The following is a 25,585-nucleotide window of genomic DNA, read 5'->3' on the forward strand; positions in this document are numbered from 1 at the left end:
TCCGAGCCCTACTGGCGGGGCTGCTCCACGGTCCGCTCGGGTGACTGGGCGGCCGGATCGCTACCCGGTGCGCTCTTCTGTACCACCTCGCTGCGCTGGGATGGCGGCCTTTCCGGTGACTTGTCGCAACCGGCGAGCAGAGCGCCGAGGGTCAGCAACGCCAGGCTACTGGTGATCAGACGAGGCATGGTCTTCTCCCTGGGGTTTGAAGGAGGACCCCGGGATTTCCCCGGACGTTCCCGCGCAGGCCAAGGCCGGCCGGCTGTCGGCCCTGGCGATCTTCCAGGTGGATGGCGCAGTCGTACCTGCAGGACCGGCCTCTCCGGTCACCTATCAGGAATCCGCCATGCCCAGACCTGCCCTCTCCCGCCTCGCCCTGGCCACCCTGCTGAGCGCCCTGCCCCTGGCACCCTTCGCCCTGGCCGCCGAATCCGGCGCCAAACTGGAAAAGGTCGCCAGCTTCGATCACCAGGTCACCGGCGTGACCGTCAGCGAGAGCGGACGGATCTTCGTCAACTTCCCGCGCTGGACCGAAGACAGCGAGGTCTCGGTGGCCGAACTCAAGCCCGACGGCAGCCTGGTGCCCTATCCGGACCCGGCCTGGAACGGCTGGCGCAATGCCAAGCGCGACGAGCTGACCCCGGGCAACCACTGGGTCTGCGTGCAATCCGTGGTGGCCGACGGTCGTGGCAGTCTCTGGGTGATCGACCCGGGCGCTCCGGCCCAGGCGCTGGTGGTGCCCGGCGCACCCAAGCTGGTCAAGATCGACCTGGCCAGCAACCAGGTGAGCAAGGTCTACGCCCTGGACGAGAGCGTGGCACCCCAGGGCAGCTACCTCAATGACGTCAGATTCAGCCCGGATGGCCGCCACGCCTATATCACCGACTCCGGTGCCCGCGGCGCCCTAGTGGTGCTGGATCTGGAGAGCGGCAAGGCCCGCCGCGCCCTGGATGGCGATCCGAGCACCCAGGCCGAGAAGGGCGTCAAGGTCAAGGCCGATGGCGAGCCGCTGGTGCGTCCGGATGGCCGTGGCGTGGAATTCTCCGCCGACGGCATCGCCCTCTCCCCGGCCGGCGACTACCTCTACTGGCAGGCGGTCAAGGGCAATACCCTCTACCGCATTCCTACCGCGGCGTTGCAGGGCGACGAACTCGGCAGCCTGCCGGCCAAGGTGGAAAAGGTCGGCGAGAACGGTCCGGCCGATGGCCTGCTGATGGACCCGCAAGGGCGCCTCTATGTCAGCGCGGTGGAAGAGCATGCGGTGAAGATCCGCGAGAACGGCCAGCTCACCACCCTGGTGCAGGACAAGAAACTGGTCTGGCCGGACACCTTCGGCCGTGGTCCGGATGGCACCGTCTATGTCACGGATTCGCGTATCCCCGAGATGAGCTTCTTCGATCCCAAGCAGAAGCCGGCGCTGGAAACCGTGCTCTACAAGATCGTCCCCAACTGACCAAGGGGGCCTGGGGCACCTTGCCCCGGGGCCCTCGCCTGCTCCAGCATGGGCGTTTTCGCCACCGGATGCGCCCATGCCCCGCCTGTTCGTCCTGCTCTGCTGCCTGCTGCTGACCCTGCCCGCCCATGCGGGCACCTATCTGCAACGCCTGCTGGACAAGCCCGTGCCGGGCGGCGTCGCCGTGGTCCCCATTCCGGGTGACGCCGCGCCGCGGGTGCGCTACCAGGGCAAGCCGGTGCTGGTGGTCAAGGATGGCAACGGCTGGGTGGCCATCGTCGGCATCCCCCTGGGCACCGCCGCGGGTCGCCAGCCGCTGGAGGTCGCCGGCGCCGCGCCCCAGGCCTTCACGGTCGGCAGCCGGCACTACGCCGAGCAGCGCATCACCCTGAAGAACCAGCGCCAGGTCACGCCCAACCCGGAGGACCTCAAGCGCTTCGAGCGCGAACTGGCCGAACAGCAGGCCGCCTACCGGCTGTTCTCGCCGAACCAGCCCAGCAACCTGCTGCTGGACAAGCCGGTGGAGGGTCCGCTCTCCAGCCCCTTCGGCCTGCGCCGCTTATTCAACGGCCAGGAACGCAACCCGCATTCAGGGCTGGACTTCGCCGTGCCCGCCGGCACGCCGGTCAAGGCCCCGGCCGCTGGAAAGGTGGTACTGGTGGGTGACTACTTCTTCAATGGCAAGACGGTGTTCGTCGATCACGGCCAGGGCCTGATCAGCATGTTCTGCCACCTCTCGCGCATCGATGTCCAGATCGGCCAGGAGGTCCCGCGCGGCGGCGTGGTCGGCCGCGTCGGCAGCACCGGCCGCGCCACGGGTCCGCATCTGCACTGGAACGTCAGTCTCAATGACGTGCGGGTCGACCCGAGCATCTTCATCGGCGCCTTCAAGCCCTGACCGGCAGCAAACAATTGGTTGCAGTCGGGGGCATTGCCAGGCGTCCGGCGCTGGCTTAAAAGGGACGCCCTCCTCTGGCCCGACCTGGAACCGCCGCCATGACCCCAAGACCTCGCTTCGGCAGCGCCCTCGGCAGCATCCTGCTGGTCACCGCGGCCTGCTACCTGCTGGTGGGCTTCTCCCAGGGCTTCGTGCTGTCGGCCTGGTCCTGGCGCACCTGGGTGGTCTTCGTCGTCATGGCGACGATCTATCCGGTCGGCCTGTTCGGCGGCTGGTGGAAGAAGCGCGAGCCGGTGGAGCGCTAGGCCGCTCGCAGGCAAGACGGATCGCCGGCCACAACCGGATTCCGGGCTGTGCGAGCTGGTCAGCCCTGCGCCACTCAGCGCACGGGATCGAGGCGATACAGGCCGCCGATGGGGCACTCCATCCGGCTGCCCCGGGCATCGGTGGACACCAGGAAGTCGCCCGGACGCAGGCCGGCGGCGCGCGAGCGATAGCCGAGGCGATTGCCGGCGGCCAGGTTGCGACAGGGCACGGCGAAATCCACCAGATAGGCGCGGCCCAATCCCGTCCCCAGCGCCAGGTGCCGGGTATCCAGGTAGTGCCAGCCGGAGAGGTCGAAGCCCAGAATGGTGTCCATGGCCGCACCCTGCCGATAGCCGAGTTCGGCCAGGCGATCGTCCAGGGTCGGCGGTCCGAAGGGACGCCCGGCGCAACCGGCGAGCAGCAGCACGGCGACGAGGGTAAAAAAGGCAGGGAGGACGCGCATGGAAATTTTCCTGGAAGGGCTGAACCTTGGACCGACCCCGGGCGCCGAATACGGCAAGCGGGGCGCAGCTTTGCTAACGTGGCGTCCGTAGTATCCCGTCAAGAGACCCCCTATGCCCACGGCCCTGACCAACCTGATCGACGATCTCGAAAAACACCCGCAACTAATTACCCTGGTCGCCTGCCTCGGCCTGCTGCTGGCAGCCTGGGTGCTCAACTGGATCGTCAAGCGCATCCTGGTGCGCGGCTTCTATCGCCTGCTGCGCAGCACCTCCTTCGGTCAGGATCACGAACTCAATCACCATCGCGTCATCGGTAGGCTGGCCAACATCGTCCCGGCCCTGGTGCTGTCGATCGGCATCGAACTGGTGCCCGGGCGGCCCGGGGCCCTGGTCACCGTGGTGCAGAACGTCTGCAGCGCCTTCATCGTGCTGACCATCGCCCTGGCCCTGGGCAGCGCCCTGAACGTGGTCAACGTGCTCTATTCGCGCCGGCCCTCGGCGCGGCTCAAGCCGATCAAGGGCTATGTCCAGGTCAGCAAGATCGTCATCTACGCCATCGCGGTCATCCTGATGATCGCTACCCTGATCGATCGCTCGCCGCTGATCCTGCTCTCCGGCCTCGGCGCCATGGCCGCGGTGCTGCTGCTGATCTTCCAGGACACCCTGCTCTCCCTGGTGGCCAGCGTGCAGATCTCCAGCAACGACATCATCCGCGTCGGCGACTGGATCGAGATGCCCCAGCTCAACGCCGATGGCGACGTCATCGACATCGCCCTGCACACGGTCAAGGTGCAGAACTTCGACAAGACCATCACCACCATCCCCACGAAGAGATTCATCACCGACTCCTTCCGCAACTACCGCGGCATGCAGGAAGCCGGTGGCCGCCGGATCAAGCGCGCGCTCAACATCGACCAGAACAGCGTGCACTTCCTCAGCGACGCCGAGCGCGAGCACCTGCACCGCTTCAACCTGCTGGACGACTACCTCACCGCCAAGGAGCAGGAACTGGCGGACTGGAATCGCAAGCTGGAAAAGCGCGGCCAGGAGCCGGTCAACACCCGCCGGGTCACCAACCTGGGGACCTTTCGCGCCTATGTCGAACGCTACCTGCGCGCCCATCCCGGGGTGCATCAAGGCATGACCATGCTGGTCCGCCAGATGCCGCTCTCCGGCGAGGGTCTGCCGGTGGAGATCTACTGCTTCACCAACACCACGGTGTGGGCGCAATATGAGGGCATCCAGGGGGACATCTTCGATCACCTGCTCTCCATCCTCCCGGAATTCGGCCTCCATGTGTTCCAGCACCCGAGCGGACGCGACTTCCGCGGGCGGCTGGAACCGCGCGAGGCCATGACCTCCCTCGGCGAACCGGGCACCCCGGCGCCCTGATCGCCCGCCCCGGCCTAAGGAAAGACCATGATCGTCGTCCACCACCTGAACAACTCCCGCTCCCAGCGGGTGCTCTGGCTGCTCGAAGAGCTCGGCATCGAGTATCGGGTGCAGCGCTACGAGAGAGCGGCGGGCGGCCTGTTCGCCCCGCCGGAGCTGCGCAAGGTGCATCCGCTGGGCAAGTCGCCGGTGATCGTCGACGGTGAGCTGACCCTGGCCGAATCCGGCGCCATCGTCGACTACCTGGCACGGCGCTACGGGCCGCAACTGCTGCCCGCCCAGGACAGTCCGGAGTTCGTGCGCTACACCTACTGGCTGCACTACGCCGAAGGCTCGGCCATGACGCCGCTGCTGCTCAAGCTGGTGTTCGACCGCATCGCCACCTCGCCCATGCCCTTCTTCGCCAGGCCCATCGCCAAGGGCATCGCCGCCAAGGCCACCGCGAGCTTCATCCAGCCGCAACTGGACCTGCACCTGGACTACCTGGAAAGCCAGCTGGGCGCCAGCGGCTGGTTCGTCGGCGACCGCTTCACCGCGGCCGACATCCAGCTCAGCTTCCCGCTGGAAGCCGCCGCCAGCCGCGCCGGTCTGGACAACGGCAAGCGCCCCAAGCTGGTGGACTTCCTCAAGCGCATCCATGCCCGTCCGGCCTACCAGCGCGCGCTGGAACAGGGCGGGCCCTACGTCTACGCCTGAAGCTGGGTCTGTTGGGCCGCGCTAAACGCTCAACCCAACCTAGGGTCCTGCGCCTCCTCTCCCTCGGGGAAAGGCTGGGGTGAGGGGGAAACTCCAGCCCCGTAGCGTGGAAAACCGCGCCAGCGTTTTCCACTGACGGCCCGGTGCCTTAGCCGCGTGGACAAGGCTACGCCGTTGTCCACCCTTGTATCTCGACGACAGCCTCCTTAGGGGGGCATAGTCCCCGACTGATCATCGGGGGAGGATGGCAGGCCGTGTCCACCCTTAAGCCTTTGAGCTTGCAACGTAGATAGGCCGCCTCCTCCACACCCATCCCCGAGTCCGAACGGTATCTAGAGCCTCCAGAGCTCGTATTGCACAAGGTTGGACGGGATGACGTGATCGTGTCGCATCTGAAGGAGGAGACATCATGGCCGTAATCGGTGTTGATATCGCCAAGCGCAGCTTCGATCTGGCGATCCTGCAATCCAATGGCAAGCACCGGACCAAGGGCAGGCTGAGCAATGATCCGTCAGGCTTCGCGGTCTTTGCCGACTGGCTGCAACAGCATGCCGAGCCAGGCGCTTGGATCGTGATGGAGGCCACAGGCACCTATCACGAAGCGCTCGCCGAGCATTTCCATGCGCTGGGCTACCGAATCGCCGTGCTCAATCCGGCACAGATCGCTCGCTATGCGCAAAGCCAGTTGCAGCGCAGCAAGACGGACAAACTCGACGCCAAGCTGATCGCCACCTATGGCCAGCGGCATGAAGACAGCCTGCGGGCCTGGCACCCGGAGCCTGTGTCCATCCGCACGCTTCGCGCGCTGACCCGGCGCCTGGAGGATCTCCAATCGCTACGGCAGATGGAGCTCAATCGGCTCGAGGTCAGCCCGGAAAAAGTCCAAAACTCGATCCAGGCGGTCGTGCAGCGGCTCGATGAGCAGATCGCCTGGACGCTCGAACAGATCAAACGGCATATCGACGATGACCCGGACCTGCGCGGCAAACGTGATCTGCTGGTGAGCATAGACGGCATCGCCGACAAGACCGCCGCCCTGATCCTGGCGGAGCTCGGCGATATCGGTCGCTTCGCCGATGCCCGCGCCGTGACCGCCTTTGCCGGTTTGAACCCACGCCTACAGGAATCAGGTCTTTACCGCGGCCATACCGGCATCTCGCGCATGGGATCGGTCCGCTTACGAAGTGCGCTATACCTACCCGCCGTCGTGGCGCTGACCTACAACCCGGCTATCAAGGCGCAAGCCGAGCGTCTGAAAACCAGGGGGAAGAAAGGTAAACAAACCGTCTGTGCCGCCATGCGCAAGCTGCTGACCATCGCCTATGGCGTGCTCAAATCGGGCAAGCCTTTCGATCCTGCTTTAGCGATTGCACACTGAGGGGCGAAGACGGTATCTACACGGCGTCCGGCTGGTCTCGGAAAACCCCCTCTCCCCCCGGGAGAGGACTGGGGTGAGGTTCCTGCCCTACCGCCGCATCGGCATCCGGTCGACCGTGCCGAACAGCGCCTTGAGCGACCACCCCTGCTGCTCTCGCACCTTGACCCCGCCGTCCTTGCCGACCAGATAGAGCGTCGCCGGCTGGCCGGTACGGGCGTCCAGCGCCTTGAGCAGGGCCCGGGTCTGCTCCGGCCGCAGCGGCTCGTCGTTGCGACTACCAGCGTCGCCCACCACCGTATAGAGCACCATCTCGCGCTCGACGAAGGCTTCGCGGTTGGCCGGCTGCGCCAGTTCCTCGCGGAGCTTCGCGACCTGGGGATCATTGGCCGTCGGCGCGACCAGGATCAGTGGTCGCGTCTTCCAGCGTTCCGCCTCCAGAGGGTTGTCGGCCGCCTGGGCCGTCGAGGCCAGACCGGCGACCAGGGTGGTCGCCAGGCCTACCAGTGCGAGAGTCTTCATGGACGCCTTCCTTTCGTTCGGTTGCCGGGAATCGTCCAGCATTGACCCCGGCCCGGCGCCAGGGGTCGCTCCGGCGATCTCGGGTTACACAAAAAAACCTCTCCTCCAATTTATAAATCACCAATACACAGCCGCAACCAGCAATAAATCCCCACCAAAACCCCTTATGCGAACATTTCTGCCAATTTTAAAAAGAACATTGCGAGACCTGCCCTCGGCGGACTAACGTTAGCGCCATGCACAACGCCCATACCCTCATCCTCCTCCGGCAGCACCGCTGCCTGCGACTGGTCAGTCCACGACTGCGAAGCTCGACCGCGTTCGCTTCGTAAGTCCCGACCCCGCCCAAGGAAAGAATCCCCATGACCATGCTCAAAGATCCCTCGCAGAAGTACCGTCCCTTCACGCCCGTCGCCCTGCCCGACCGTACCTGGCCGGACAAGGTCATCGACAAGGCGCCGATCTGGCTGTCCACCGACCTGCGCGACGGCAACCAGTCGCTGATCGAGCCGATGGATGCCGAGAAGAAGATGGCCTTCTTCAAGTGCCTGGTCGCCGTGGGCCTGAAGGAGATCGAGGTGGGCTTTCCCTCCGCCTCCCAGACCGACTTCGACTTCGTCCGCGAGCTGATCGAGGGCGGTCATATCCCCGACGACGTCACCATCCAGGTGCTGACCCAGGCCCGTGACGACCTCATCGAGCGCACCTTCGAATCGCTCAAGGGCGCCAAGCGCGCCATCGTCCACTACTACAACGCCTGCGCGCCGAGCTTCCGCCGCATCGTCTTCGGCCAGGACAAGGCCGGTGTCAAGGCCATCGCCGTGGCCGCCGGCCAGACCATCGTGCGCCTGGCCGCCGAGCGGCCGGAGACCCAGTGGGGCTTCGAGTATTCCCCCGAGGTGTTCAGCTCCACCGAGACCGACTTCGCCGTCGAGGTGTGCAACGCGGTGATCGCGGTGTTCGCACCGACCCCAGCCAACAAGCTGATCCTCAACCTCCCGGCCACCATCGAGTGCGCCACGCCCAACAACTACGCCGACCAGATCGAGTGGTTCGGTCGCCACATCGACCGCCGCGACAGCGTGCTGATCAGCGTCCACACCCATAACGATCGCGGCACCGGCGTGGCCGCCTCGGAACTGGCGGTGATGGCCGGCGCCGATCGCGTCGAAGGCTGCCTGTTCGGCAACGGCGAGCGCACCGGCAACGTCTGCCTGGTGACCCTGGCGCTCAACCTCTACACCCAGGGCGTCGATCCCGAGCTGGACTTCTCCGACATCGACGCCGTGCGCAAGACCGTCGAGGAGTGCAACCAGCTGCCGGTGCACCCGCGTCACCCCTATGTCGGCGACCTGGTCCATACCGCCTTCTCCGGCTCCCACCAGGATGCCATCCGCAAGGGCTTCGCCCAGCAGAAGCCGGACGCCCTCTGGGAGGTCCCCTACCTGCCCATCGACCCGGCCGACATCGGCCGCGACTACGAGGCGGTCATCCGTGTCAACAGCCAGTCGGGCAAGGGCGGCATCGCCTTCCTGCTGGAGCAGGAATACGGCATCAGCCTGCCGCGTCGCATGCAGATCGAATTCAGCCAGGTGGTGCAGCGCGAGACCGATCGCCTGGGCCTGGAGATGAGCGCGGCGCAGATCCATGCCCTGCTCGAACAGGAATACCTGCAGGCCAAGAGCCCCTATGCCCTGGTCAGCCACAAGCTGCGCGAGGAAGACGGCACCTCCACCGTCGACATCAAGGTCGCCGTCGAGGGTCGTACCGAGCATTGGCACGGCACCGCCAAAGGCCCGCTGGAAGCCCTGGTCGCCAGCCTGCCCCAGGCGGTGGAGATCATGGACTACCACGAGCACTCCATCGGCGCCGGCGCCAACGCCAAGGCCGCCTCCTACATCGAGGTCCGCCTGGAAGGCCAGCGTCCGCTGCATGGCATCGGCATCGACGAGAACATCACCACCGCCAGCTTCCGCGCCCTGCTCAGCGCCCTGAACCGCGCGGTCACTCAGGCCCAGGCCAAGGCCGCCTGACGCTGACGTTGGTCAAGCCCAAGGGAATACCGACCGGTATTCCCTTTTTTTATGGCCAACCAGCGGAGATACTCCCCGCTTCTTCGGGATCGTCTCGTCTGCCCGGCACCTGCCGGCCGAGCAGCGTGTCTGGATAGGCAATGACTTCCACTCTGTCGCGAAATACCTCTCCGCTGCGTGACGCCACCGCGCTGGCACTGCTGTTCCTGCTCAGCTCGGTCCTGTGCATCCTCTTCACCCGCCAGGCGTCCACCACCGTGGCCACCCTCTGGCTGCCCAATGGCCTGGCGATCGCCTGGCTGCTGCGCTCGGCGCCCCGCCGCTGGCCGCTGCAACTGCTGGCGATCTGGCTGGCCGGCACCCTGGCCGAGCTGCCCTTCAGCGGCCAGCCGGCCATCGGCGCGCTCTATTCCCTACCCAATCTGGCCGAGATCCTGTTCGGCACCTGGCTGCTGCACGATCGCATCCTCCATCCCGAACGCAATGTCGCGGCCATGGGCCGACTGCTGTTCTACGGTGTACTGGTGACGCCCCTGCCCGGCACCGCCCTGGGAACGCTGATCGCCGCCCAGCAGGGCAATCCCGAGCTGCTGCGGGTCGCCTTGCACTGGTACCTCGGGGACGCCCTCGGCCTGCTGGTGGTGATGCCCCTGGCCTTTCTCCGCCGTCCGCTGCACTGGCAGCAGTTCAGCCGCCAGGGCGCCCGCGAATTCGTCGTCCTGCTGCTGATCAGCCCCGGGCTGGTGCTCGCCCTGCTGGCCTACGTGCCCTATCCCTTCGTCTACGTCTCCACCCTGCTGCTGCTGATGACCCTGAGGCTCAGCGCCGCGGGTACCGCGGTGGTGGGCGGCCTGAACATCCTGATCTTCACCTACCTGGTGGCCCACGGTTATCTGCTCGGTGTCCGCGGCGCCTCCCTGGTACAGGAAGCCCTGACCTACATTCCCGTGGCCCTGATGCAGATTCCACCGCTGCTGCTGGCCGCCGCCGTGCAGCAGAGCCGTCATCACAACCAGCGCCTGGCGCGCAACGAGGCGCGCTTTCGCCATGCCCTGAGCGCCGCGCCCTATGGCATGGCGCTGCTGTCGGTGGAGGGCCGCCTGAGCCAGGTGAACCTGGCCCTGGAGGCCATGCTCGGCTATCCGCGCCACAGTCTCGACGGCCGCTTGCTCAAGGAGTTGATCGCCGACGCCGAAGAGTCCCTGACGATCGAGGAAGGCGAACAGACCCGCCGTCTGCTGCACCGCGACGGCCAGGGGCTGTGGATGCAACTGGCACTGTCGCCCGACCATGACGACGGCGATCTGCTCACCGGCTATCTGCTGCAGGCCCGCGACATCGACGCCCAGCGCCGCGCAGAGGCGACCAACGCCAGGCTGCGCGAGCGGCTGCAACTGGCCATCCGTGCCAGCAACGTGGGCATCTGGGAATGGGACACCCGCAGTCCGGGCTTCAATGCCGATGCCCGGCTGCGCGATCTCTATGGCATCGCCCCCGACAATCTCAGCCGGGACATGGACTTCTGGCTCACCTTCATCCACCCGGACGACAAGGCGCGCTCGCTGGAGGTGTTCGAGAAGGTCGTCAGCGAGTCGATGTTCTACACCTTCAACTTCCGCATCAACCGTGGCGGTCCCGGCGGCGAGGTCCGCCATATCCGTTCCGAGCTGATCTCGGTGGTCGAGGCCGACGGTCATGTACGCCTGGTCGGCAGCAACCGCGACGTCACCGAGCACCACCAGCTGACCACGGCGCTCTACGAGGAAAAGGAACGGCTGCAGGTCACCCTGGCCTCCATCGCCGACGCCGTGCTGACCACCGACATGGACGGCCGCATCCTCTTTCTCAATCCGGTCGCCGAACAGCTGACCGGCTGGTCGCTGGCGGATGCCCAGGGTCGACCCCACGAAGAGGTCTTCCGTATCCACGACAGCCAGAGCGACGAGGTGCTGCCCAGTCCGGTGACCCGCTGCCTGCGCGAGCAGACTATCACCTCGCTGGACGAAGGCGCGGTGCTGCTCAGCCGCCAGGGCGAAAGACACGAGGTGCAGGACTCCGCCGCACCGGTACGCACGGTGGATGGCCACATCATCGGCGCGGTGCTGGTGTTCCAGAACGTCACCCATGCCCGCAACCTGCAGCGCGAGCTGAGCTACAACGCCTCCCACGACGCCCTTACCGGTCTCTACAACCGCCTGAAGTTCGAGCAGGAGCTGGACGCCGCCTGGCAGCAGGCCCAGGCCGGCACCACCCAGCATGCCCTGTGCTTCATCGACCTGGACCGCTTCAAGGTGGTCAACGACTCCGCCGGCCATGCCGCCGGCGACCTGCTGCTGCGCGAACTGGGCACCCTGCTGCGCGATTCCCTGCGTGGCTCGGACGCGGTGGCGCGCATCGGTGGCGACGAATTCGCGCTGCTGCTGCGCGACTGCGACCTGGTACAGGCCGAGGCCGTCGCCGAAAAACTCATCGCCAGCATAGGTGCCGTACGCTTCAACTGGCAGAACCGGATCTACGACGTCGGCGCCAGTGCCGGCATCGTCGCCATCACCGCCGAGACCCGCAGCCCGGCCGAATTGATGAGCCAGGCCGACGTGGCCTGCTACACCGCCAAGCACGCCGGGCGCAATCGCGCGGCGCTCTATCGCGCCGGCAGCGAGGACGTGGAGCGCCAGCACCGCGAGATCCTCATGGCCAGCGGCCTGCGCGAGGCCCTGGAGCAGCACCGCTTCGAGCTCCACGCCCAGACCATCGTCCCCACTCGCGCCACCGGCAGCACCGCGCAGCACGTCGAGCTGCTGCTGCGCCTGCGCGATGTCCAGGGTCAGCTGATCTCGCCGGCCACCTTCATCCCGGCCGCCGAACGCTTCGGCCTGATGAGCAGCATCGACCGCTGGGTGGTGCGTCAGGTGCTGGTCGAGCTGGTGCCCTGGCTGCAGGAACGACCCGAGCTGCACGTGGGCATCAACCTCTCGGGCAACAGCCTGAGCGATCCCGACTTTCTGCCCGAATTGCTGGAGCTGATCGCCGCCTCGCCGCTGGATCCGCAGCGCCTGCTCTTCGAGCTGACCGAGACCGCGGTGATCAACAAGCTCTCGGTGGCCTCCGCGCTCATCAGCCAGGTCCGCGAACGCGGCTGCCGCATCGCCCTGGACGACTTCGGCGCCGGCCTCAGCTCCTTCGCCTACCTCAAGCACTTCCGCGTCGACTACGTGAAGATCGACGGCAGCTTCATCCGCACCCTCGATCAGGATCCGCTGGATCGCGCCATCGTCGAGTCCATCAACCAGGTCGCCCATCACCTGGGCGCCGAGACCATCGCCGAATTCGTCGAATCCCAGGCCACCTTCGAATTGCTCGGCACCATCGGCGTCGACTACGCCCAGGGCTACGCCCTCGGCAAACCCCTTCCCCTGCGGGAGTGGCCGGGGTCATCACGCCTCGAACCTTGAGCCGCGGCCATCGGTCGTAACCTGCATGACGCCCCCAACCGGATGAGGATTCCATGCACACACGTACCCTTGGCCACTCAGACCTCCAGGTGCCGCCACTCTGCTTCGGTGGCAACGTCTTCGGCTGGACGCTGGACGAAGCCCAGTCCTTTCGCATGCTGGACGCCCTGCTCGAGGCGGGCCTGACCTTCATCGACACCGCCGACGTCTATTCGCGCTGGGCACCCGGCAACAGCGGTGGTGAATCCGAGACCCTGCTGGGCAAATGGTTCGCCCGCAGCGGCAAGCGCGACCAGGTGATCCTGGCCACCAAGCTGGGCATGGACATGGGTGAAGGCCGCAAGGGCCTCAAGGCCAGCTATGTGCAGCAGGCGGTGGAGGCTTCGCTCAAGCGCCTGCAGACCGATCGCATCGATCTCTATCAGGCGCATTGCGACGATGAGGACACGCCGCTGGAGGAAACCCTGGGCGCCTTCGCGCGGCTGGTGGAGCAAGGCAAGGTGCGGGTGATCGGCGCATCCAACTACAGTGGCCAGCGCCTGCGCGAAGCGGCCAGGATCGCCGAACGCCTGGGCGTGCCGGCGTACCAGAGCCTGCAGCCCCACTACAACCTGCATGCACGCCAGGATTACGAGACCGACCTGGAACCGGTGGTCGAGGAACTCGGCCTGGGCGTGATCAGCTACTTCTCCCTGGCCAGCGGCTTCCTGACCGGCAAGTACCGCACCAAGGACGATCTGCAGGGTTCGCGCGCGGAGATGGTCAAGCGCTACCTGGACGAACGCGGCGTGGCCATCCTGGCCGGCCTCGACGAGATCGCCGAAAAGCACGACGCCACCCCGGCCCAGGTCGCCCTGGCCTGGCTGATCGCCCGCCCCAGCATCACCGCGCCCATCGCCAGCGCCACCTCCCAGGCCCAACTCGACGACCTGGTGGCCGCCACCCGGCTGCAGCTACCGGCCGATGACATCACCCTGCTGAATCAGGTCAGCGCCTATCGCTGAGGTGTCGTGACCACGGACGCGCACGGAGCAGCCCCCCTCTCCCTTTGGGAGAGGGTTGGGGTGAGGGTGATCCCACGCAACCGATATCGAGCGCCCGCTCGGACAACCCCCTCTCCCTCCGGGAAAGGGCTGGGGTGAGGGTGGCTCCAGCAGCCGATATCAAGAGCGGAAAAGGCTGCGCCGTTTTCCACGCTACGCATCAGTCACCTCTGCAGCCGCTGATGATCTACCTGGCCGCCAAAGCCCAGCGCCCGCTCACACACCCCCTCTCCCTCCGGGAGAGGGCTGGGATGAGGGTGATCCCACGCAGCCGATATCAAGAGTGGAAAAGGCTGGGCCGTTTTCCACGCTACGATCTTCATCAGCTCCTACCGCACATAATCCAGTGGCAAGGCCGTGCTGTACTTGATCTGCTCCATGGCGAAGCTGGAGCTGACGTCCAGTAATCCCGGCACCTGGATCAGACGCTTGTAGACGCCATCGTAGGCAGCGATGTCCGGGACCACGATACGCATCAGGTAGTCGGTGTCGCCGGCCATGCGATAGAGCTCGACCACCTCCGGAATGGCCGCCACCGCCTCGTGGAAGCGCTGCAGCCAGTCCATGGCGTGCTGGTTGGTGCGCACCGAGACGAACACCGTCACCCCCACGTTGAGCTGCCGGGGATCGAGCAGCGCCACCCGGGCGCGGATGACCCCCTGCTCCTCCAGCTTCTGGATCCGCCGCCAACAGGCGGTGGTGCCCAGGCCGATGCGCTCGGCGATATCGGCCACCGGTCGGGTGCTGTCCTGCTGCAAGATCTCGAGGATGGCGCGATCGAAGCGATCCATGAAATGGCTTTCTCCAGAAAAGCTATTTAAGAGAATTTTATTCTCCTGAAAACGCCAATAAGAGATAAAAAAGCAAATTTCTTCACGAGCGTGAGCGTTAGCCTAGTTTCACTCAAACGCGCGAGGCCGCCATGGACGCTTATCCCCTGTATTTCGATTACGCCGCCACCACCCCTGTCGACGATGTCGTCATCGAAGCCATGCTGGGTTGCCTGGGTCGGCAGGGCGTCTTCGGCAATCCCGCCTCTCGCGGCCATGCCTTCGGCAACGACGCCCAGCGCGCCGTTGACACCGCTCGCCAGCAGGTGGCCGATCTGGTCGGCGCCCGGCCCGAGCAGCTGGTCTGGACCTCCGGTGCTACCGAGTCCAACAACCTCGCGCTGCTCGGCGTGGCTCGCCGTCGCGGGCGCGGCCATCTGATCACCAGTTGCCTGGAACACCGGGCGGTGCTCGATACCGCGGCCCAACTGGAAGCCGAGGGCTTCACCGTCACCTACCTGACGCCTGATGCGGCAGGTCTGATCACCCCCGCCGCCGTCGAGCAGGCCTGGCGGGCGGACACCTGCCTGGTCTCGCTGATGGTGGTGAACAACGAACTGGGCACCCTGACCGACATCGACGCCATCGGCCGGCTGGTCCGCGCCCGGGGCGCCCTCTTCCACGTGGACGCCGCCCAGGCCACCGGCAAGGTTGCCCTCGACCTGACCGGCCCGGAAGTCGATCTGATGTCCTTTTCCGCGCACAAGACCTATGGGCCCAAGGGCATCGGCGCCCTCTATGTGGGTCCGCGTGCCGAGGGTGCCCTGCAGGCGCAGATCCATGGCGGCGGCCACGAGCGCGGGCTGCGTTCCGGCACCCTGGCCACCCACCAGATCGTCGGCATGGGTACCGCCTTCGCCCTCGCCGGCCAGGCCATGGCGCGGGAGAACGAGCGACTCGGCCAGTTGCGCGAGCGGTTCCTGGCCGGGGTGCAGACGCTGCCCGGCATGCAGCTCAATGGCTGTGCCCGGCAGCGCATTCCCCATACCCTGAATCTGACCTTCGCCACGCCGCTGGACACCGCGTCATTGCAGCGCCAGCTGGCCTTCTCGACCACCTCGGCCTGCAGTTCGGCCAAGGCGGCGCCCTCCCATGTACTGCTGGGTCTAGGCCTCACTTCGGAACAGGCCGCACGCAGCTACAGATTCAGCCTGGGCCGCTACACCACCGCGGCGGACGTGGACCAGGCCGTCACCCTGATCCACCAGCACGCCGCCCAGCCAGCGCCCTTCTGGGCCTGATCAGCCCAGGCGGAAGGCATCGGCATCGCGCTGCGCCGGAAAGCGCTCGCGATAGGCTGTGAGGGCGGTAGCCGAGAGCGTCGTGTGGAAGATGCCGGATTCCGCGCCGGCCTCGATCAGGGGTTCACCCTGGAAGTCCAGCACCTGGCTGTCGCCCGCATAGGGATGGCCATTGCCGTCGCTGCCGAGGCGATTCACCGCGGCGACATAGCAGAGGTTCTCGATGGCTCGCGCCGGCAGCAGGCGATTCCAGTGCCCGCGCCGCGGCGCCGGCCAGTTGGCGACATAGAGCAGCAGGTCGGTATCGTCCTGGGCGCGACTCCACACCGGGAATCTCAGGTCGTAGCAGATCAGCGGGCGGATTCGCCAACCCTTGAGGGTCACCCGCAGCCGCTGCTCGCCCGGGGCATAGTGCTCGTGCTCGCCGGCCATGCGAAACAGATGGCGCTTGTCGTAGTGCTGCAATTCGCCATTGGGCGTCGCCCACAGCAGGCGATTGCGGTGCTGCCCATCCGCGTCCCGCACGATCAGGCTGCCGGTGACCACCGCGCCGAGACGTTGCGCCTGTTCGCTCATCCAGGCCGCTGTCGGACCCTCCGCAGGCTCGGCGAGCGCGGCCGATTCCATGGAAAAGCCCGTGGTGAACATCTCCGGCAAGATGATTAGATCGGTCTCGCCGACTTCCGTCAGCAGCGCCTCGAAATGGGCACGGTTGGCGGCCGGGTCGTGCCAGGCCAGTTCGCTCTGCACCAGCGCCAGGCGCAGGTCCCGGGTGGGGGTCAGATCGCGCATAGCCGCTCCGCTGCCTGGCGCAGGGTGTCTTCGCGCTTGGCAAAGCAGAAGCGCACCAGGCGCAGGTTCGCGGGCGGCGTCTGGTAGAACACCGACAGCGGAATGGCGGCGACGCCATGCTCGCGGGTCAGCCATTCGGCCATGGCCACGTCGTCCAGATCCGGGCGGATGGCGGAATAGTCGACCACCTGGAAATAGGTGCCGGCGGCCCTCTGGAAGCTGAAGCGCGAGTTGCCCAGCAGATCGCAGAAGAGATCGCGCTTGGCCTGGTAGAAGGCCGGCAGCTCGCTGAGGTGTTCGGGATGGGCGGCCATGAAATCAGCCAGGGCGCCCTGGATCGGCGTCACCCCGCAAAAGCTCACGTACTGGTGCACCTTGCGCAACTCGGCCGACAGCGCCGGCGGCGCCACCACGTAGCCGGTCTTCCAGCCGGTGACGTGATAGGTCTTGCCGAAGGAGCTGACCACGAAGGCGCGAGCATAGAGTTCGTCGTGGGCGATGACGCTGGCATGGCGCTCGCCGTCATAGACCAAGTGCTCGTAGACCTCGTCGCTGACCAGGTAGAGATCGCGCCCGCGGATCAGCGCGGCCAGGCGGTCCAGCTCGGCAGCGCTGACCAGGGCCCCGCTGGGATTGTGCGGGGTATTGAGCACGATCGCGCGGGTGCGCGGACTCAGGGCGGCTTCCAGTGCCGTCCAGTCGATACCGAAGCCCGGCAGCGCCAGGGGCACGTGCACGCAGCGCCCGCCAGCCAGTTGCACCGAGGGTTCGTAGCTGTCGTAGCAGGGATCGAAGACGATCACCTCGTCGCCTGGCCGCACCAGCGTCTGGAGAGCGCAGAACAGGCCCTGGGTTGCCCCGGGCACGATGGTGACCTCGGCCTCGGCATCCACCTCTCGACCATAGAAGCGGGCGACCTTGGCCGCCACCTGCTGGCGCAGCGCCGGCAGTCCGGTCATGGGTGCGTACTGGTTGTGACCGGCCGCGACATGGCGACCGACCGCCGCGAGCAGCTCGGCCGGGCCGTCGAAATCGGGAAAGCCCTGGGACAGATTCAGCGCACCGGTCTGGGCGGCGAGCTGGGACATGCGGGTAAAGATGGTGACGGCGAGGTCGGGAAGCTTGCTCTGGATCATCGCGCGGGCACGGATCTGGCTGGAAGGAGATCGGCAGACTGCGATTTTTTGCGCGCGAGGGCAAGTCTTGCCGGGTAGTGCAAGACAGCGAACTCGGATAATCCGAAGTGCTGAGCCTGATCCAAACATCCCTTGTCCCTCTGGGAGAGGGGTCGTTCGGTGCACCGCCTCGGCCGCGAGGCAGGCGACCACCGTAGCGTGGAAAACGGCGCAGCCTTTTCCACTGATGAATCCGCGGGGACGCCCTCACCCCAACCCTCTCCCAGAGGGAGAGGGGGCAGTTCGGTGCGCGAGGAGCACCTTCACCCCAACCCTCTACCAAAGAAAAAGGGGGCTCCCCTGAGCCCCCTTTCCCTGCGCAACGTCCTGCCGGTCTACCGGCGCTTGTCCTTGCGCTTCTTCTCGGCCTTCTTGTGGTGGCTCATCAACCGGCGCTTCTTGTTGACCTGGCGCTCGGTGAGGGTGTTCTTCTTGCCCTCGAAGGGGTTCTCGCCACCGCGGTACTCGATACGGATCGGCGTACCCACCAGCTTGAGCACCCGGCGATAGGTCTTCTCCAGATAGCGGGTATAGGACTTGGGTACCGCATCGGTCTGGTTGCCGTGGATGACGATCAGCGGCGGGTTGGCGCCACCCAGGTGGGCATAGCGCAACTTGATGCGCCGACCACTGACCATCGGCGGCTGGTGCTCCTGCACCGCGTCCTCGAGGATCTGGGTCAGGCGACTGGTCGGCCAGCGGGTGGTGGCCGAGGCGAAGGACTGCTGCACTGACTTGTACAGGTGGCCCACGCCAGTGCCATGCAGCGCCGAGATGAAGTGGATGTCGGCGAAGTCGACGAACAGCAGCCGGCGTTCCAGTTCGGTCTTGACGTAGTCGCGCTCGCCGGACTCCATGCCGTCCCATTTGTTGAGCGCGATCACCAGGGCACGACCGGTCTCCAGCACGAAGCCGAGCAGGTTGAGGTCGTGCTCGACCACGCCTTCGCGGGCGTCCATGACGAAGATCACCACGTTGGCGTCCTGGATCGCCTGCAGCGTCTTGACCACCGAGAACTTTTCGACCGCCTCGAAGACCTTGCCGCGACGGCGCACGCCGGCGGTGTCGATCAGGGTGTAGCGTTCTTCGTTGCGCTCGAAGGGAATATAGATGCTGTCGCGCGTGGTGCCGGCCTGGTCATAGACGATCACCCGCTCTTCGCCGAGCATGCGGTTGACCAGCGTCGACTTGCCGACGTTGGGCCGGCCGATCACGGCGATCTTGATGCCGGTGGTCTCGTCGATGCCCTGCACGCGACGGAAGACGTCACCACCCTCCTCCGCGGCCGCGCGCACCTGCTCCTCGGTGAGCTCCTCGACCTCGACCTCATCCTTGGGAAAGACGCCCAGGGCGTCTTCCAGCAGGCTGTTCACGCCGCGCCCGTGGGCCGCCGCGATGGGATAGGCGTCGCCAATGGCCAGCGGGCTGAATTCCGCCCGGGCGATATCCGGGTCGACGGTATCGACCTTGTTGGCCACCAGGAAGGTGCGCTTGTTTCGCTTGCGCAGGTGCTCGGCGATCATCTGATCGGCGACGGTCATGCCTTCGCGGGAGTCCACCAGGAACAGCACCGCATCGGATTCTTCGATGGCCTGCAGCGACTGCTCGGCCATCTTCAGGTCGATACCTTCCTCGTCACCGGAGATACCGCCGGTGTCGACCACGATGTAGGTGCGTCCCTGCCACTTGGCTTCGCCGTACTTGCGATCGCGGGTCAGGCCGGCAAAGTCGGCGACGATGGCGTCCCGGGTCTTGGTCAGGCGGTTGAAAAGCGTGGATTTGCCGACGTTCGGCCGCCCCACCAGGGCAATTACGGGAACCATGCGGCTCTCCCAGAGCAGAAAACACGATGGCCGCTACCGAACTTCACGGTAGCGGCCATCGGTTGAGGATAATAGTTTCTAGCGCAGACGATAGGCGACGAGTTTACCGCCATTGCCGTAAACATAGAGCATGTCGCCGACGACCAGTGGCCGTACCCGGACGCCATCACCGTCGACCTTGGTGCGACCGACGAAACGCCCATCGACCTGGCTCAGCAGGTGGATGTAGCCGGCGTAGTCGCCCACCACCACGTTGCTCGACCAGACCACCGGGCCGGTGAGCTGGCGACGGGCCAGATCGGCATTGGTCCAGAGCGAAGAAGTCGAGGATTCCTCGACGGCTTCCACGGTGCCGTTGTCCAGGCTCAGGTAGACGTTGCCGAAGCCTTCGGCGACGCCGTCGTAGCTGGAGGCGTCCCGCTGCCAGAGGATCTGGCCGTTGGCCGGATTGAGCGCGGCCACGCGGCCGTTGTAGCTGACCACATAGAGGGTGTCGCCCGACAGCGACAGACCACCGTCCACGTCGACGATCCGCTCCAGTTCGGAACGGCCCTTGGGCACGGCGATCTGTTGTTCCCACAGCGGCAGGCCGCGCTGCACGTCCAGGGCGACCACCTTGCCGCTGGCGAAACCGGCCATGACCACCTGGTTGGTGACCAGGGGCGCACCGGTACCGCGCAGACTCAGCACCGGCTGGGTGTCTTCGTAGATCCAGCGACGGGTACCACTGCCCAGCTCGAAGGCCTGCAGCTTGTCATCCTGGGACTGCACCACCACCACGTCGTTGTTGACGACTGGAGCGGAGAGCACTTCGCTGGACGCCTGGGCGCGCCACTTCTCGTCGCCACTGGCACTGTCGAGGGCGATCACCTGGCCACGCAGGGTGCCGACCAGCACCAGGCCAGAGCCGACCCCCACCCCACCGGACACCGGCAGGTCCAGGTCCTTCTTCCACAGCGCCTGGCCGGTCTCGCGATTCATCGCCATGACCCGACCATCGGCATCGGCGGCGAAGATCGTCTGGCCGTCCACAGCCGGCACCAGGCGGTTGTATTCCTTGCCCTGGCCGTCGCCCACCGAGCGACTCCAGACTTCATCCAGCCGGACTTCGGCCTTAATGTCCTTCAGCTCGGCCGGCGGCAATTCCTTCTTGCCGGTGCTGCTGCACCCGACGACCGCAAGGGCGAGACCCAGTACCGCGATAGGCTTCCAGCGCAACATCAGGCGTCTCCTTTGGCGAGATCATCGAGTTTCATCTGCAGCACGCCTTCGGCTGCATCGTTGGGCAGCGCGGCGCGGGCTTTTTCGTAGGCGGCGCGGGCCTCGGTCGGCTTCTTCAGCGCCACCAGCAGGTCGCCACGCAATTCTTCACGATTGGCGACATAGGCCTTGGGTGCCTCGCCATCCAGCAGCTTGAGGCCTTCTTCGGCCTTGCCCTGGGCCGCCAGCACCCGGGCCAGACGCTGACGCGCCAGCTCGCCGAGTTCGGCGTCGTGGGGCTTGTCCACCACGGCCTTGAGCTCGGCGGCGGCGTCGTCCAGGCGATTGTTCTCCACCGCCACCTTGGCGACGAAGAGACTTCCGTACTGGGCGTAGGCGGTACCGGAATAATCCTGCTTGAGCTTGCCGTAGGTATCGGTCACCCGAGCGGTGTCGACCTTGCCGCCGGGCGCCAGAGCGGCTTCCACCAGTTGCTGATAGAGCACCGAGGCGCCTTGCGCCTGGTTGTTCTGATAGCGCTGCCAGCCCTGCCAGCCCAGTACCGCCACCAGGGCGATGACGCCACCGGCCAGCAGCGGCTTGCCATTACGCTGCCACCAGGCCTTGGCGACCACCAGATTGTCGTCGTCGATGGAACTCAAATCCGTTCTCCTCAATTCCCGCGACCGGAACCGGCCGGGGGCAAAATCTCGTCCAGACGGGCGGCCAGGGCCGCGAAGTCGACCTTTTCCTGGGGCGCGTCGCCACGCAGCGGCTTGAGTGCCACCTGTTGCGTGGCCAATTCGTCGTCGCCCAGGATCATCGCCCAGAGCGCGCCGCTCTTGTCGGCCTTCTTGAACTGGCTCTTGAAACTGCCGGCGCCGGCGTTGACCAGCAGCCGCAGGTCGGGACGGGCGTCGCGCAGCTGCTCGGCCAGCTTGAGGCCGGCCAGTTCGGCCGCCTCGCCAAAGGCGCAGAGATAGAGATCGGCGGGGCGCTGCAGATCACCGGGCAGCCGCTCCAGGGTTTCCAGCAGCAGCACCAGGCGCTCGACGCCCATGGCGAAGCCGACCCCTGGGGTGGGCTTGCCGCCGAACTGGGTGATCAGGCCGTCGTAGCGGCCACCGGCGCAGACGGTGCCCTGGGCACCCAGCTTGTCGGTGACCCACTCGAAGACGGTACGGCCGTAGTAGTCCAGGCCACGTACCAGCTTGGGATTGATCTGGTAGCGGATGCCGGCGGCGTCCAGGCGGCCTTTCAGGCCGTCGAAGTGGGCGCGGGATTCGTCGTCCAGATAATCCGCCAGGGTCGGGGCGTCCTGCAGCAGCGCCTGGGTCTGGGCGTTCTTGCTGTCGAGGATGCGCAGCGGATTAGTGGTCAGGCGGCGCTGGCTGTCTTCGTCGAGCTGCTCGAAGCGGTCCTGCAGATAGGCCACCAGGGCTTCGCGATAGCGCACGCGATCGGCACTGGAACCCAGGCTGTTGAGCTGCAGGGTGACGGCGTCGGTCAGACCCAGGCGCTGCCAGAGGCGCGCAGTGAGCACGATCAGCTCGGCGTCGATGTCCGGACCGGGCAGGTTGAAGACCTCGACGCCGATCTGGTGGAACTGGCGATAGCGGCCCTTCTGCGGCTTCTCGTAGCGGAACATCGGCCCGGCGTACCAGAGCTTCTGCACCTGGCCACCGCCGGTCATGCCGTGTTCGAGCACGGCCCGCACGCAACCCGCGGTGCCTTCCGGCCTCAGGGTCAGGGACTCCTCGTTGCGATCGAGGAAGGTGTACATCTCCTTGTCGACCACGTCGGTGCCCTCGCCAATGCCGCGGGCGAAGAGTTCGGTGAACTCCATGATGGGCAGACGAATCTCGTGGTAGCCATAGCCATCGAGCAGCGTCGCGAAGGTACGTTCCAGGTAGCGCCAGGCCGGAGTCTGCTCCGGCAGGATATCGTTCATGCCACGGATGGCTTGCAGGGACTTGCTCACGAAAGGGCCTTATTCCTTGATCTTTCAGCTGCGCGCGATGAGTGCGGCATCCGCTTCGGCCTTTTCGGCCGCCTTGCGGCGGATGAGCCCTTCCAGCTCGTCCACCAGATTGTCGTTGTTCAGCTTGGAGGCCGGCTTGCCGTCGATGTACACCAGGTTGTTCGGCGAACCCCCGGTCAGGCCGACGTGGGCCTCCTTGGCTTCGCCGGGGCCGTTGACCACGCAGCCGATCACCGCGACGTCCAAGGGGACCAGAAGGTCCTCCAGGCGCCCTTCCAGCTCGTTCATGGTCTTGACCACATCGAAGTTCTGCCGCGAGCAGCTCGGGCAGGCGATGAAGTTGATACCCCGCGAACGCAGGCGGAGGGATTTCAGGATGTCGAAACCGACCTTGATCTCCTCGACCGGATCGGCCGCGAGCGAGATGCGGATGGTGTCGCCGATGCCTTCGGCCAAGAGCATGCCCAGACCCACGGCGGATTTCACCGTACCCGAGCGCAGGCCACCGGCTTCGGTGATGCCCAGGTGCAGCGGCTGCTCGATGCGGGTGGCCAGCTGGCGATAGGCGGCCACGGCCATGAAGACGTCACTGGCCTTCACGCTCACCTTGAAGTCCGGATAGTCCAGCTTCTCCAGGTGGTCGACGTGGCGCATGGCCGACTCCACCAGGGCTTCCGGGGTGGGCTCGCCGTACTTCTTCTGCAGGTCCTTTTCCAGCGAACCGGCGTTGACGCCGATGCGGATCGGGATGCCGCGCTCGCGGGCCGCGTCGACCACCGCCCTGACCCGGTCTTCGCGACCGATGTTGCCCGGGTTGATGCGCAGGCAGTCCACACCCAGCTCGGCGACGCGCAGAGCGATCTTGTAGTCGAAGTGGATGTCGGCCACCAGCGGCAGGCTGACACGTTGCTTGATGCGACCGAAGGCTTCGGCGGCGTCCATGTCGGGCACCGAGATGCGCACGATGTCGGCACCGGCGTCCTGCAGGCGCTGGACCTGGGCCACGGTGGCATCGACGTCGCAGGTTTCGGTGTTGGTCATGCTCTGCACGGCGATGGGGGCATCGCCGCCGACCGGCACCGAGCCGACCCAGATCTTGCGGGACAACCGACGTTTGATGGGCGATTCGCTATGCATGCTGGTTTCCCATGGGGTCGCCGGACGTCATTGTCCGGCCTGACCGAGTTTGATGCGGGCGGTCTCGCCCTTGGTGTAGGGCGCGAGGTCGACGACCTGGCCGTTGTAGGAGATCTGGGCACCGCGGGCGAAACCGAGACGGATGTTCACCGGTGCCTTGATCGAGGCGTAATCCAGGCTCTCGCCGCCCTTCTTCACGCCACTGAAGAGGATCTTGCCGGTACCGTCGCTGACCTGCGTCCAGCAACTGGCGGTGAACCGGATGTTCAGGCTGTCGCTGCCGGCGACGGGCGCCGCGGCAGGCGCGCTGGCCGGCGCGGCAGGGGCCGCAGCGGTGGGCGCCGTGGGAGCAGGCGTGGTTGAACCCGTTACCGGGGCCGGGGTGGGCGCGGCGGTAGGTGCAGTCATGGCGGCGACGGCATTGGCATCCGGCATCGGCGTGCCCACCGGGGAAGGCACGGTGGTCGCCGGCTGCTGGGCGGCGACCGGGGGCTGTTCTTCCGGCTCGTCGATGGGATGGATCTCGGTCTTGCCGTCGGCGCCCTCGACCTCGACATGCTCCATGCTCACGGCACTGGCGCTGGAGGCCTGGCGACTGCGCTCCTGCCACCAGAACAGGCCCATGGCGATGATCAGCACCACCAGGATGAAACTGACGAACCTCAGGACATTGCGCGACAGCCGCACCGGCTCGTCGAGACGCCCCAGGCTGTGCACGGTGCTGCCCTTGGCATCGGTGCCGGTATAGCCGTCGAAGGTCCGCACCAGCTCGATCTGGTCCAGGCCGAGCAGCTTGCCATAGGCCTTGGTGTAGCCGCGGGCAAAGGTGTGCCCCGGCATCTGCTGATAGTTGCCGGACTCGAGCTGCTCGATGATGCGCTCACTGAGATTGAGATTTTGAGCGACCTGGGCCTGGCTCCAGCCAAGCTCCAGCCGCTTCTGACGCAAGATCTCACCGGGATTGCCCCGTCCGGCGTGTACCGCTTCGGATTGCACTGCGGTCATTTCTGCTCCGACTGAAGTTGACGATATTCAGGTGAGTTCGGGTAGAGGCGCTTCAGCTGCAGGGCGTAACTCGCGGCGGTGTTGCGATCATTGAACACCTCGGCAAGACGGATCCCGAGCAGCAGGCTGCGGGCATCCTGGGGGCTTAGCTGGCTGAAGGCCTGGTAATAGCTCCGGGACGGCACGTAATCGCGCGTCTGGTAGGCCAATTGAGCCAATTCGAACAGGGCCCTGGGCTGATTGCGATCCAGCCGCAGGGATTTTTCCAGATTTTCCTTGCCCAAGTCGACCTGATTGAGTCGCAGGGCGGTCAGGCCGAGATTCTCGAACACCCGGGCGCGCTCCGGATAGAGGCTGTCCTCGGCGGCCTGGGTAAAGCGTTCGTAGGCATCCTTGTAGCGCCCCTGCTCATAGAGGAAGCTGCCGTAGTTGTTGAGGATGCGGGCATCGTGGGGCCGCTCGCGCAGGGCCAGGCGGTATTCCTGATCGGCCAGGTCGGTTTCGCCCTGGGCCTGGAACACCAGTCCGAGCGCGGCATGGGCGTCGGCGCTGGACGAATCCAGCTCCAGGGCCTTCTTCAGCGGCACCTTGGCCTGCTCGGTATTGCCCTGCTGGACATAGCCGAGGCCGAGCTGGATATAGGCATCACGAGCCTGCATCCGTCCCTGGCGGGTATCCATGGGGTTGCGATCACCCTCGGTCACGCAGCCGGCGAGGCCACCGACCAGCAGGGCGAGCGCGACAGCCGCAAAGCGCGTGATCGCCAT

Annotated in this window: 23 protein-coding genes; 10 read left to right on the forward strand and 13 right to left on the reverse strand. The window is 66.0% G+C overall.

Features of this window, described 5'->3' with window-relative positions; genetic code table 11:
• Window positions 1–8: 8 nt before the first annotated feature.
• On the reverse strand, window positions 9–188 hold the full coding sequence (locus AABM56_RS16940; RefSeq protein WP_133863191.1) for a hypothetical protein: 180 nt from the start codon (window positions 186–188) through the stop codon (window positions 9–11).
• A 158-nt stretch (window positions 189–346) separates the two neighbouring features.
• Between AABM56_RS16940 and AABM56_RS16945 the strand changes: the two genes are divergently transcribed.
• From AABM56_RS16945 to AABM56_RS16955, 3 genes are all read left to right on the forward strand, one after another.
• Window positions 347–1,453: an L-dopachrome tautomerase-related protein gene (locus AABM56_RS16945; RefSeq protein WP_347883536.1), complete on the forward strand. Its 1,107-nt coding sequence runs from the start codon at window positions 347–349 to the stop codon at window positions 1,451–1,453.
• 76 nt (window positions 1,454–1,529) lie between these two features.
• The gene (locus tag AABM56_RS16950; RefSeq protein ID WP_347883537.1) at window positions 1,530–2,351 is read left to right on the forward strand and encodes a peptidoglycan DD-metalloendopeptidase family protein; all 822 of its coding nucleotides are present in this window, start codon (window positions 1,530–1,532) and stop codon (window positions 2,349–2,351) included.
• Window positions 2,352–2,449: 98 nt separating this feature from the next.
• Window positions 2,450–2,656, forward strand: a complete 207-nt coding sequence (locus AABM56_RS16955; protein ID WP_133863194.1) for a hypothetical protein — start codon at window positions 2,450–2,452, stop codon at window positions 2,654–2,656.
• Window positions 2,657–2,730: 74 nt separating this feature from the next.
• Here the strand turns inward: AABM56_RS16955 and AABM56_RS16960 are convergent, their stop codons facing one another.
• Window positions 2,731–3,120 carry a DUF6491 family protein gene (locus tag AABM56_RS16960; protein WP_133863195.1) on the reverse strand — a complete coding sequence of 130 codons (390 nt, stop codon included), beginning with the start codon at window positions 3,118–3,120 and terminating at the stop codon, window positions 2,731–2,733.
• Window positions 3,121–3,232: 112 nt separating this feature from the next.
• On the opposite strand from AABM56_RS16960, the gene AABM56_RS16965 reads away from it, so the two are divergent.
• The 3 genes from AABM56_RS16965 (at window position 3,233) to AABM56_RS16975 (ending at window position 6,587) form a co-directional block, all read left to right on the forward strand.
• Window positions 3,233–4,513 carry a mechanosensitive ion channel family protein gene (locus AABM56_RS16965; protein WP_347883538.1) on the forward strand — a complete coding sequence of 427 codons (1,281 nt, stop codon included), beginning with the start codon at window positions 3,233–3,235 and terminating at the stop codon, window positions 4,511–4,513.
• A 27-nt stretch (window positions 4,514–4,540) separates the two neighbouring features.
• Window positions 4,541–5,209 (forward strand): glutathione S-transferase family protein, encoded by a 669-nt coding sequence (locus AABM56_RS16970; protein ID WP_133863197.1) that lies wholly within the window; start codon window positions 4,541–4,543, stop codon window positions 5,207–5,209.
• A gap of 409 nt (window positions 5,210–5,618) precedes the next feature.
• On the forward strand, window positions 5,619–6,587 hold the full coding sequence (locus tag AABM56_RS16975) for an IS110 family transposase (RefSeq protein ID WP_347883270.1): 969 nt from the start codon (window positions 5,619–5,621) through the stop codon (window positions 6,585–6,587).
• Between the two features lie 87 nt (window positions 6,588–6,674).
• On the opposite strand, the gene AABM56_RS16980 is transcribed toward AABM56_RS16975, so the two are convergent.
• A complete protein-coding gene (locus tag AABM56_RS16980; protein ID WP_133862751.1) occupies window positions 6,675–7,106 on the reverse strand; it encodes a DUF4174 domain-containing protein in 432 nt (143 codons plus the stop codon).
• Between the two features lie 362 nt (window positions 7,107–7,468).
• Between AABM56_RS16980 and leuA the strand changes: the two genes are divergently transcribed.
• The 3 genes from leuA to AABM56_RS16995 all read left to right on the forward strand — a co-directional run bounded on the left by leuA (window position 7,469) and on the right by AABM56_RS16995 (window position 13,595).
• A complete protein-coding gene (gene leuA, locus AABM56_RS16985; protein WP_133862752.1) occupies window positions 7,469–9,139 on the forward strand; it encodes a 2-isopropylmalate synthase in 1,671 nt (556 codons plus the stop codon).
• Window positions 9,140–9,279: 140 nt separating this feature from the next.
• A complete protein-coding gene (locus tag AABM56_RS16990) occupies window positions 9,280–12,591 on the forward strand; it encodes an EAL domain-containing protein (protein WP_347883539.1) in 3,312 nt (1,103 codons plus the stop codon).
• A gap of 53 nt (window positions 12,592–12,644) precedes the next feature.
• Window positions 12,645–13,595 carry an aldo/keto reductase gene (locus tag AABM56_RS16995; RefSeq protein WP_133862754.1) on the forward strand — a complete coding sequence of 317 codons (951 nt, stop codon included), beginning with the start codon at window positions 12,645–12,647 and terminating at the stop codon, window positions 13,593–13,595.
• A gap of 368 nt (window positions 13,596–13,963) precedes the next feature.
• On the opposite strand, the gene AABM56_RS17000 is transcribed toward AABM56_RS16995, so the two are convergent.
• The gene (locus AABM56_RS17000) at window positions 13,964–14,425 is read right to left on the reverse strand and encodes an Lrp/AsnC family transcriptional regulator (protein WP_133862755.1); all 462 of its coding nucleotides are present in this window, start codon (window positions 14,423–14,425) and stop codon (window positions 13,964–13,966) included.
• Between the two features lie 131 nt (window positions 14,426–14,556).
• On the opposite strand from AABM56_RS17000, the gene AABM56_RS17005 reads away from it, so the two are divergent.
• On the forward strand, window positions 14,557–15,705 hold the full coding sequence (locus AABM56_RS17005) for an aminotransferase class V-fold PLP-dependent enzyme (protein ID WP_133862756.1): 1,149 nt from the start codon (window positions 14,557–14,559) through the stop codon (window positions 15,703–15,705).
• Here the strand turns inward: AABM56_RS17005 and AABM56_RS17010 are convergent, their stop codons facing one another.
• From AABM56_RS17010 to pilW, 9 genes are all read right to left on the reverse strand, one after another.
• Window positions 15,706–16,497, reverse strand: a complete 792-nt coding sequence (locus AABM56_RS17010) for an amidohydrolase (RefSeq protein ID WP_347883540.1) — start codon at window positions 16,495–16,497, stop codon at window positions 15,706–15,708.
• A complete protein-coding gene (locus tag AABM56_RS17015) occupies window positions 16,485–17,633 on the reverse strand; it encodes a pyridoxal phosphate-dependent aminotransferase (RefSeq protein ID WP_347883541.1) in 1,149 nt (382 codons plus the stop codon). Before AABM56_RS17015 ends, AABM56_RS17010 begins: the two co-directional genes overlap by 13 nt.
• 374 nt (window positions 17,634–18,007) lie before the next feature.
• The gene (gene der / locus AABM56_RS17020; RefSeq protein WP_017639742.1) at window positions 18,008–19,495 is read right to left on the reverse strand and encodes a ribosome biogenesis GTPase Der; all 1,488 of its coding nucleotides are present in this window, start codon (window positions 19,493–19,495) and stop codon (window positions 18,008–18,010) included.
• 78 nt (window positions 19,496–19,573) lie between these two features.
• Window positions 19,574–20,716: an outer membrane protein assembly factor BamB gene (gene bamB / locus AABM56_RS17025; RefSeq protein ID WP_347883542.1), complete on the reverse strand. Its 1,143-nt coding sequence runs from the start codon at window positions 20,714–20,716 to the stop codon at window positions 19,574–19,576.
• Window positions 20,716–21,357: a tetratricopeptide repeat protein gene (locus tag AABM56_RS17030; protein WP_133862760.1), complete on the reverse strand. Its 642-nt coding sequence runs from the start codon at window positions 21,355–21,357 to the stop codon at window positions 20,716–20,718. Before AABM56_RS17030 ends, bamB begins: the two co-directional genes overlap by 1 nt.
• Before the next feature lie 11 nt (window positions 21,358–21,368).
• Complete coding sequence (gene hisS / locus AABM56_RS17035; RefSeq protein ID WP_133862761.1) at window positions 21,369–22,676, reverse strand: histidine--tRNA ligase; 1,308 nt, start codon at window positions 22,674–22,676, stop codon at window positions 21,369–21,371.
• 24 nt (window positions 22,677–22,700) lie between these two features.
• Window positions 22,701–23,813, reverse strand: a complete 1,113-nt coding sequence (gene ispG, locus AABM56_RS17040; protein WP_133862762.1) for a flavodoxin-dependent (E)-4-hydroxy-3-methylbut-2-enyl-diphosphate synthase — start codon at window positions 23,811–23,813, stop codon at window positions 22,701–22,703.
• A 27-nt stretch (window positions 23,814–23,840) separates the two neighbouring features.
• Complete coding sequence (locus AABM56_RS17045) at window positions 23,841–24,818, reverse strand: helix-turn-helix domain-containing protein (protein ID WP_133862763.1); 978 nt, start codon at window positions 24,816–24,818, stop codon at window positions 23,841–23,843.
• A complete protein-coding gene (gene pilW / locus AABM56_RS17050; RefSeq protein ID WP_133862764.1) occupies window positions 24,815–25,585 on the reverse strand; it encodes a type IV pilus biogenesis/stability protein PilW in 771 nt (256 codons plus the stop codon). Before pilW ends, AABM56_RS17045 begins: the two co-directional genes overlap by 4 nt.

It is taken from the genome of Pseudomonas aestiva (genome assembly GCF_039908605.1).
Classification (GTDB): domain Bacteria; phylum Pseudomonadota; class Gammaproteobacteria; order Pseudomonadales; family Pseudomonadaceae; genus Chryseomonas; species Chryseomonas aestiva.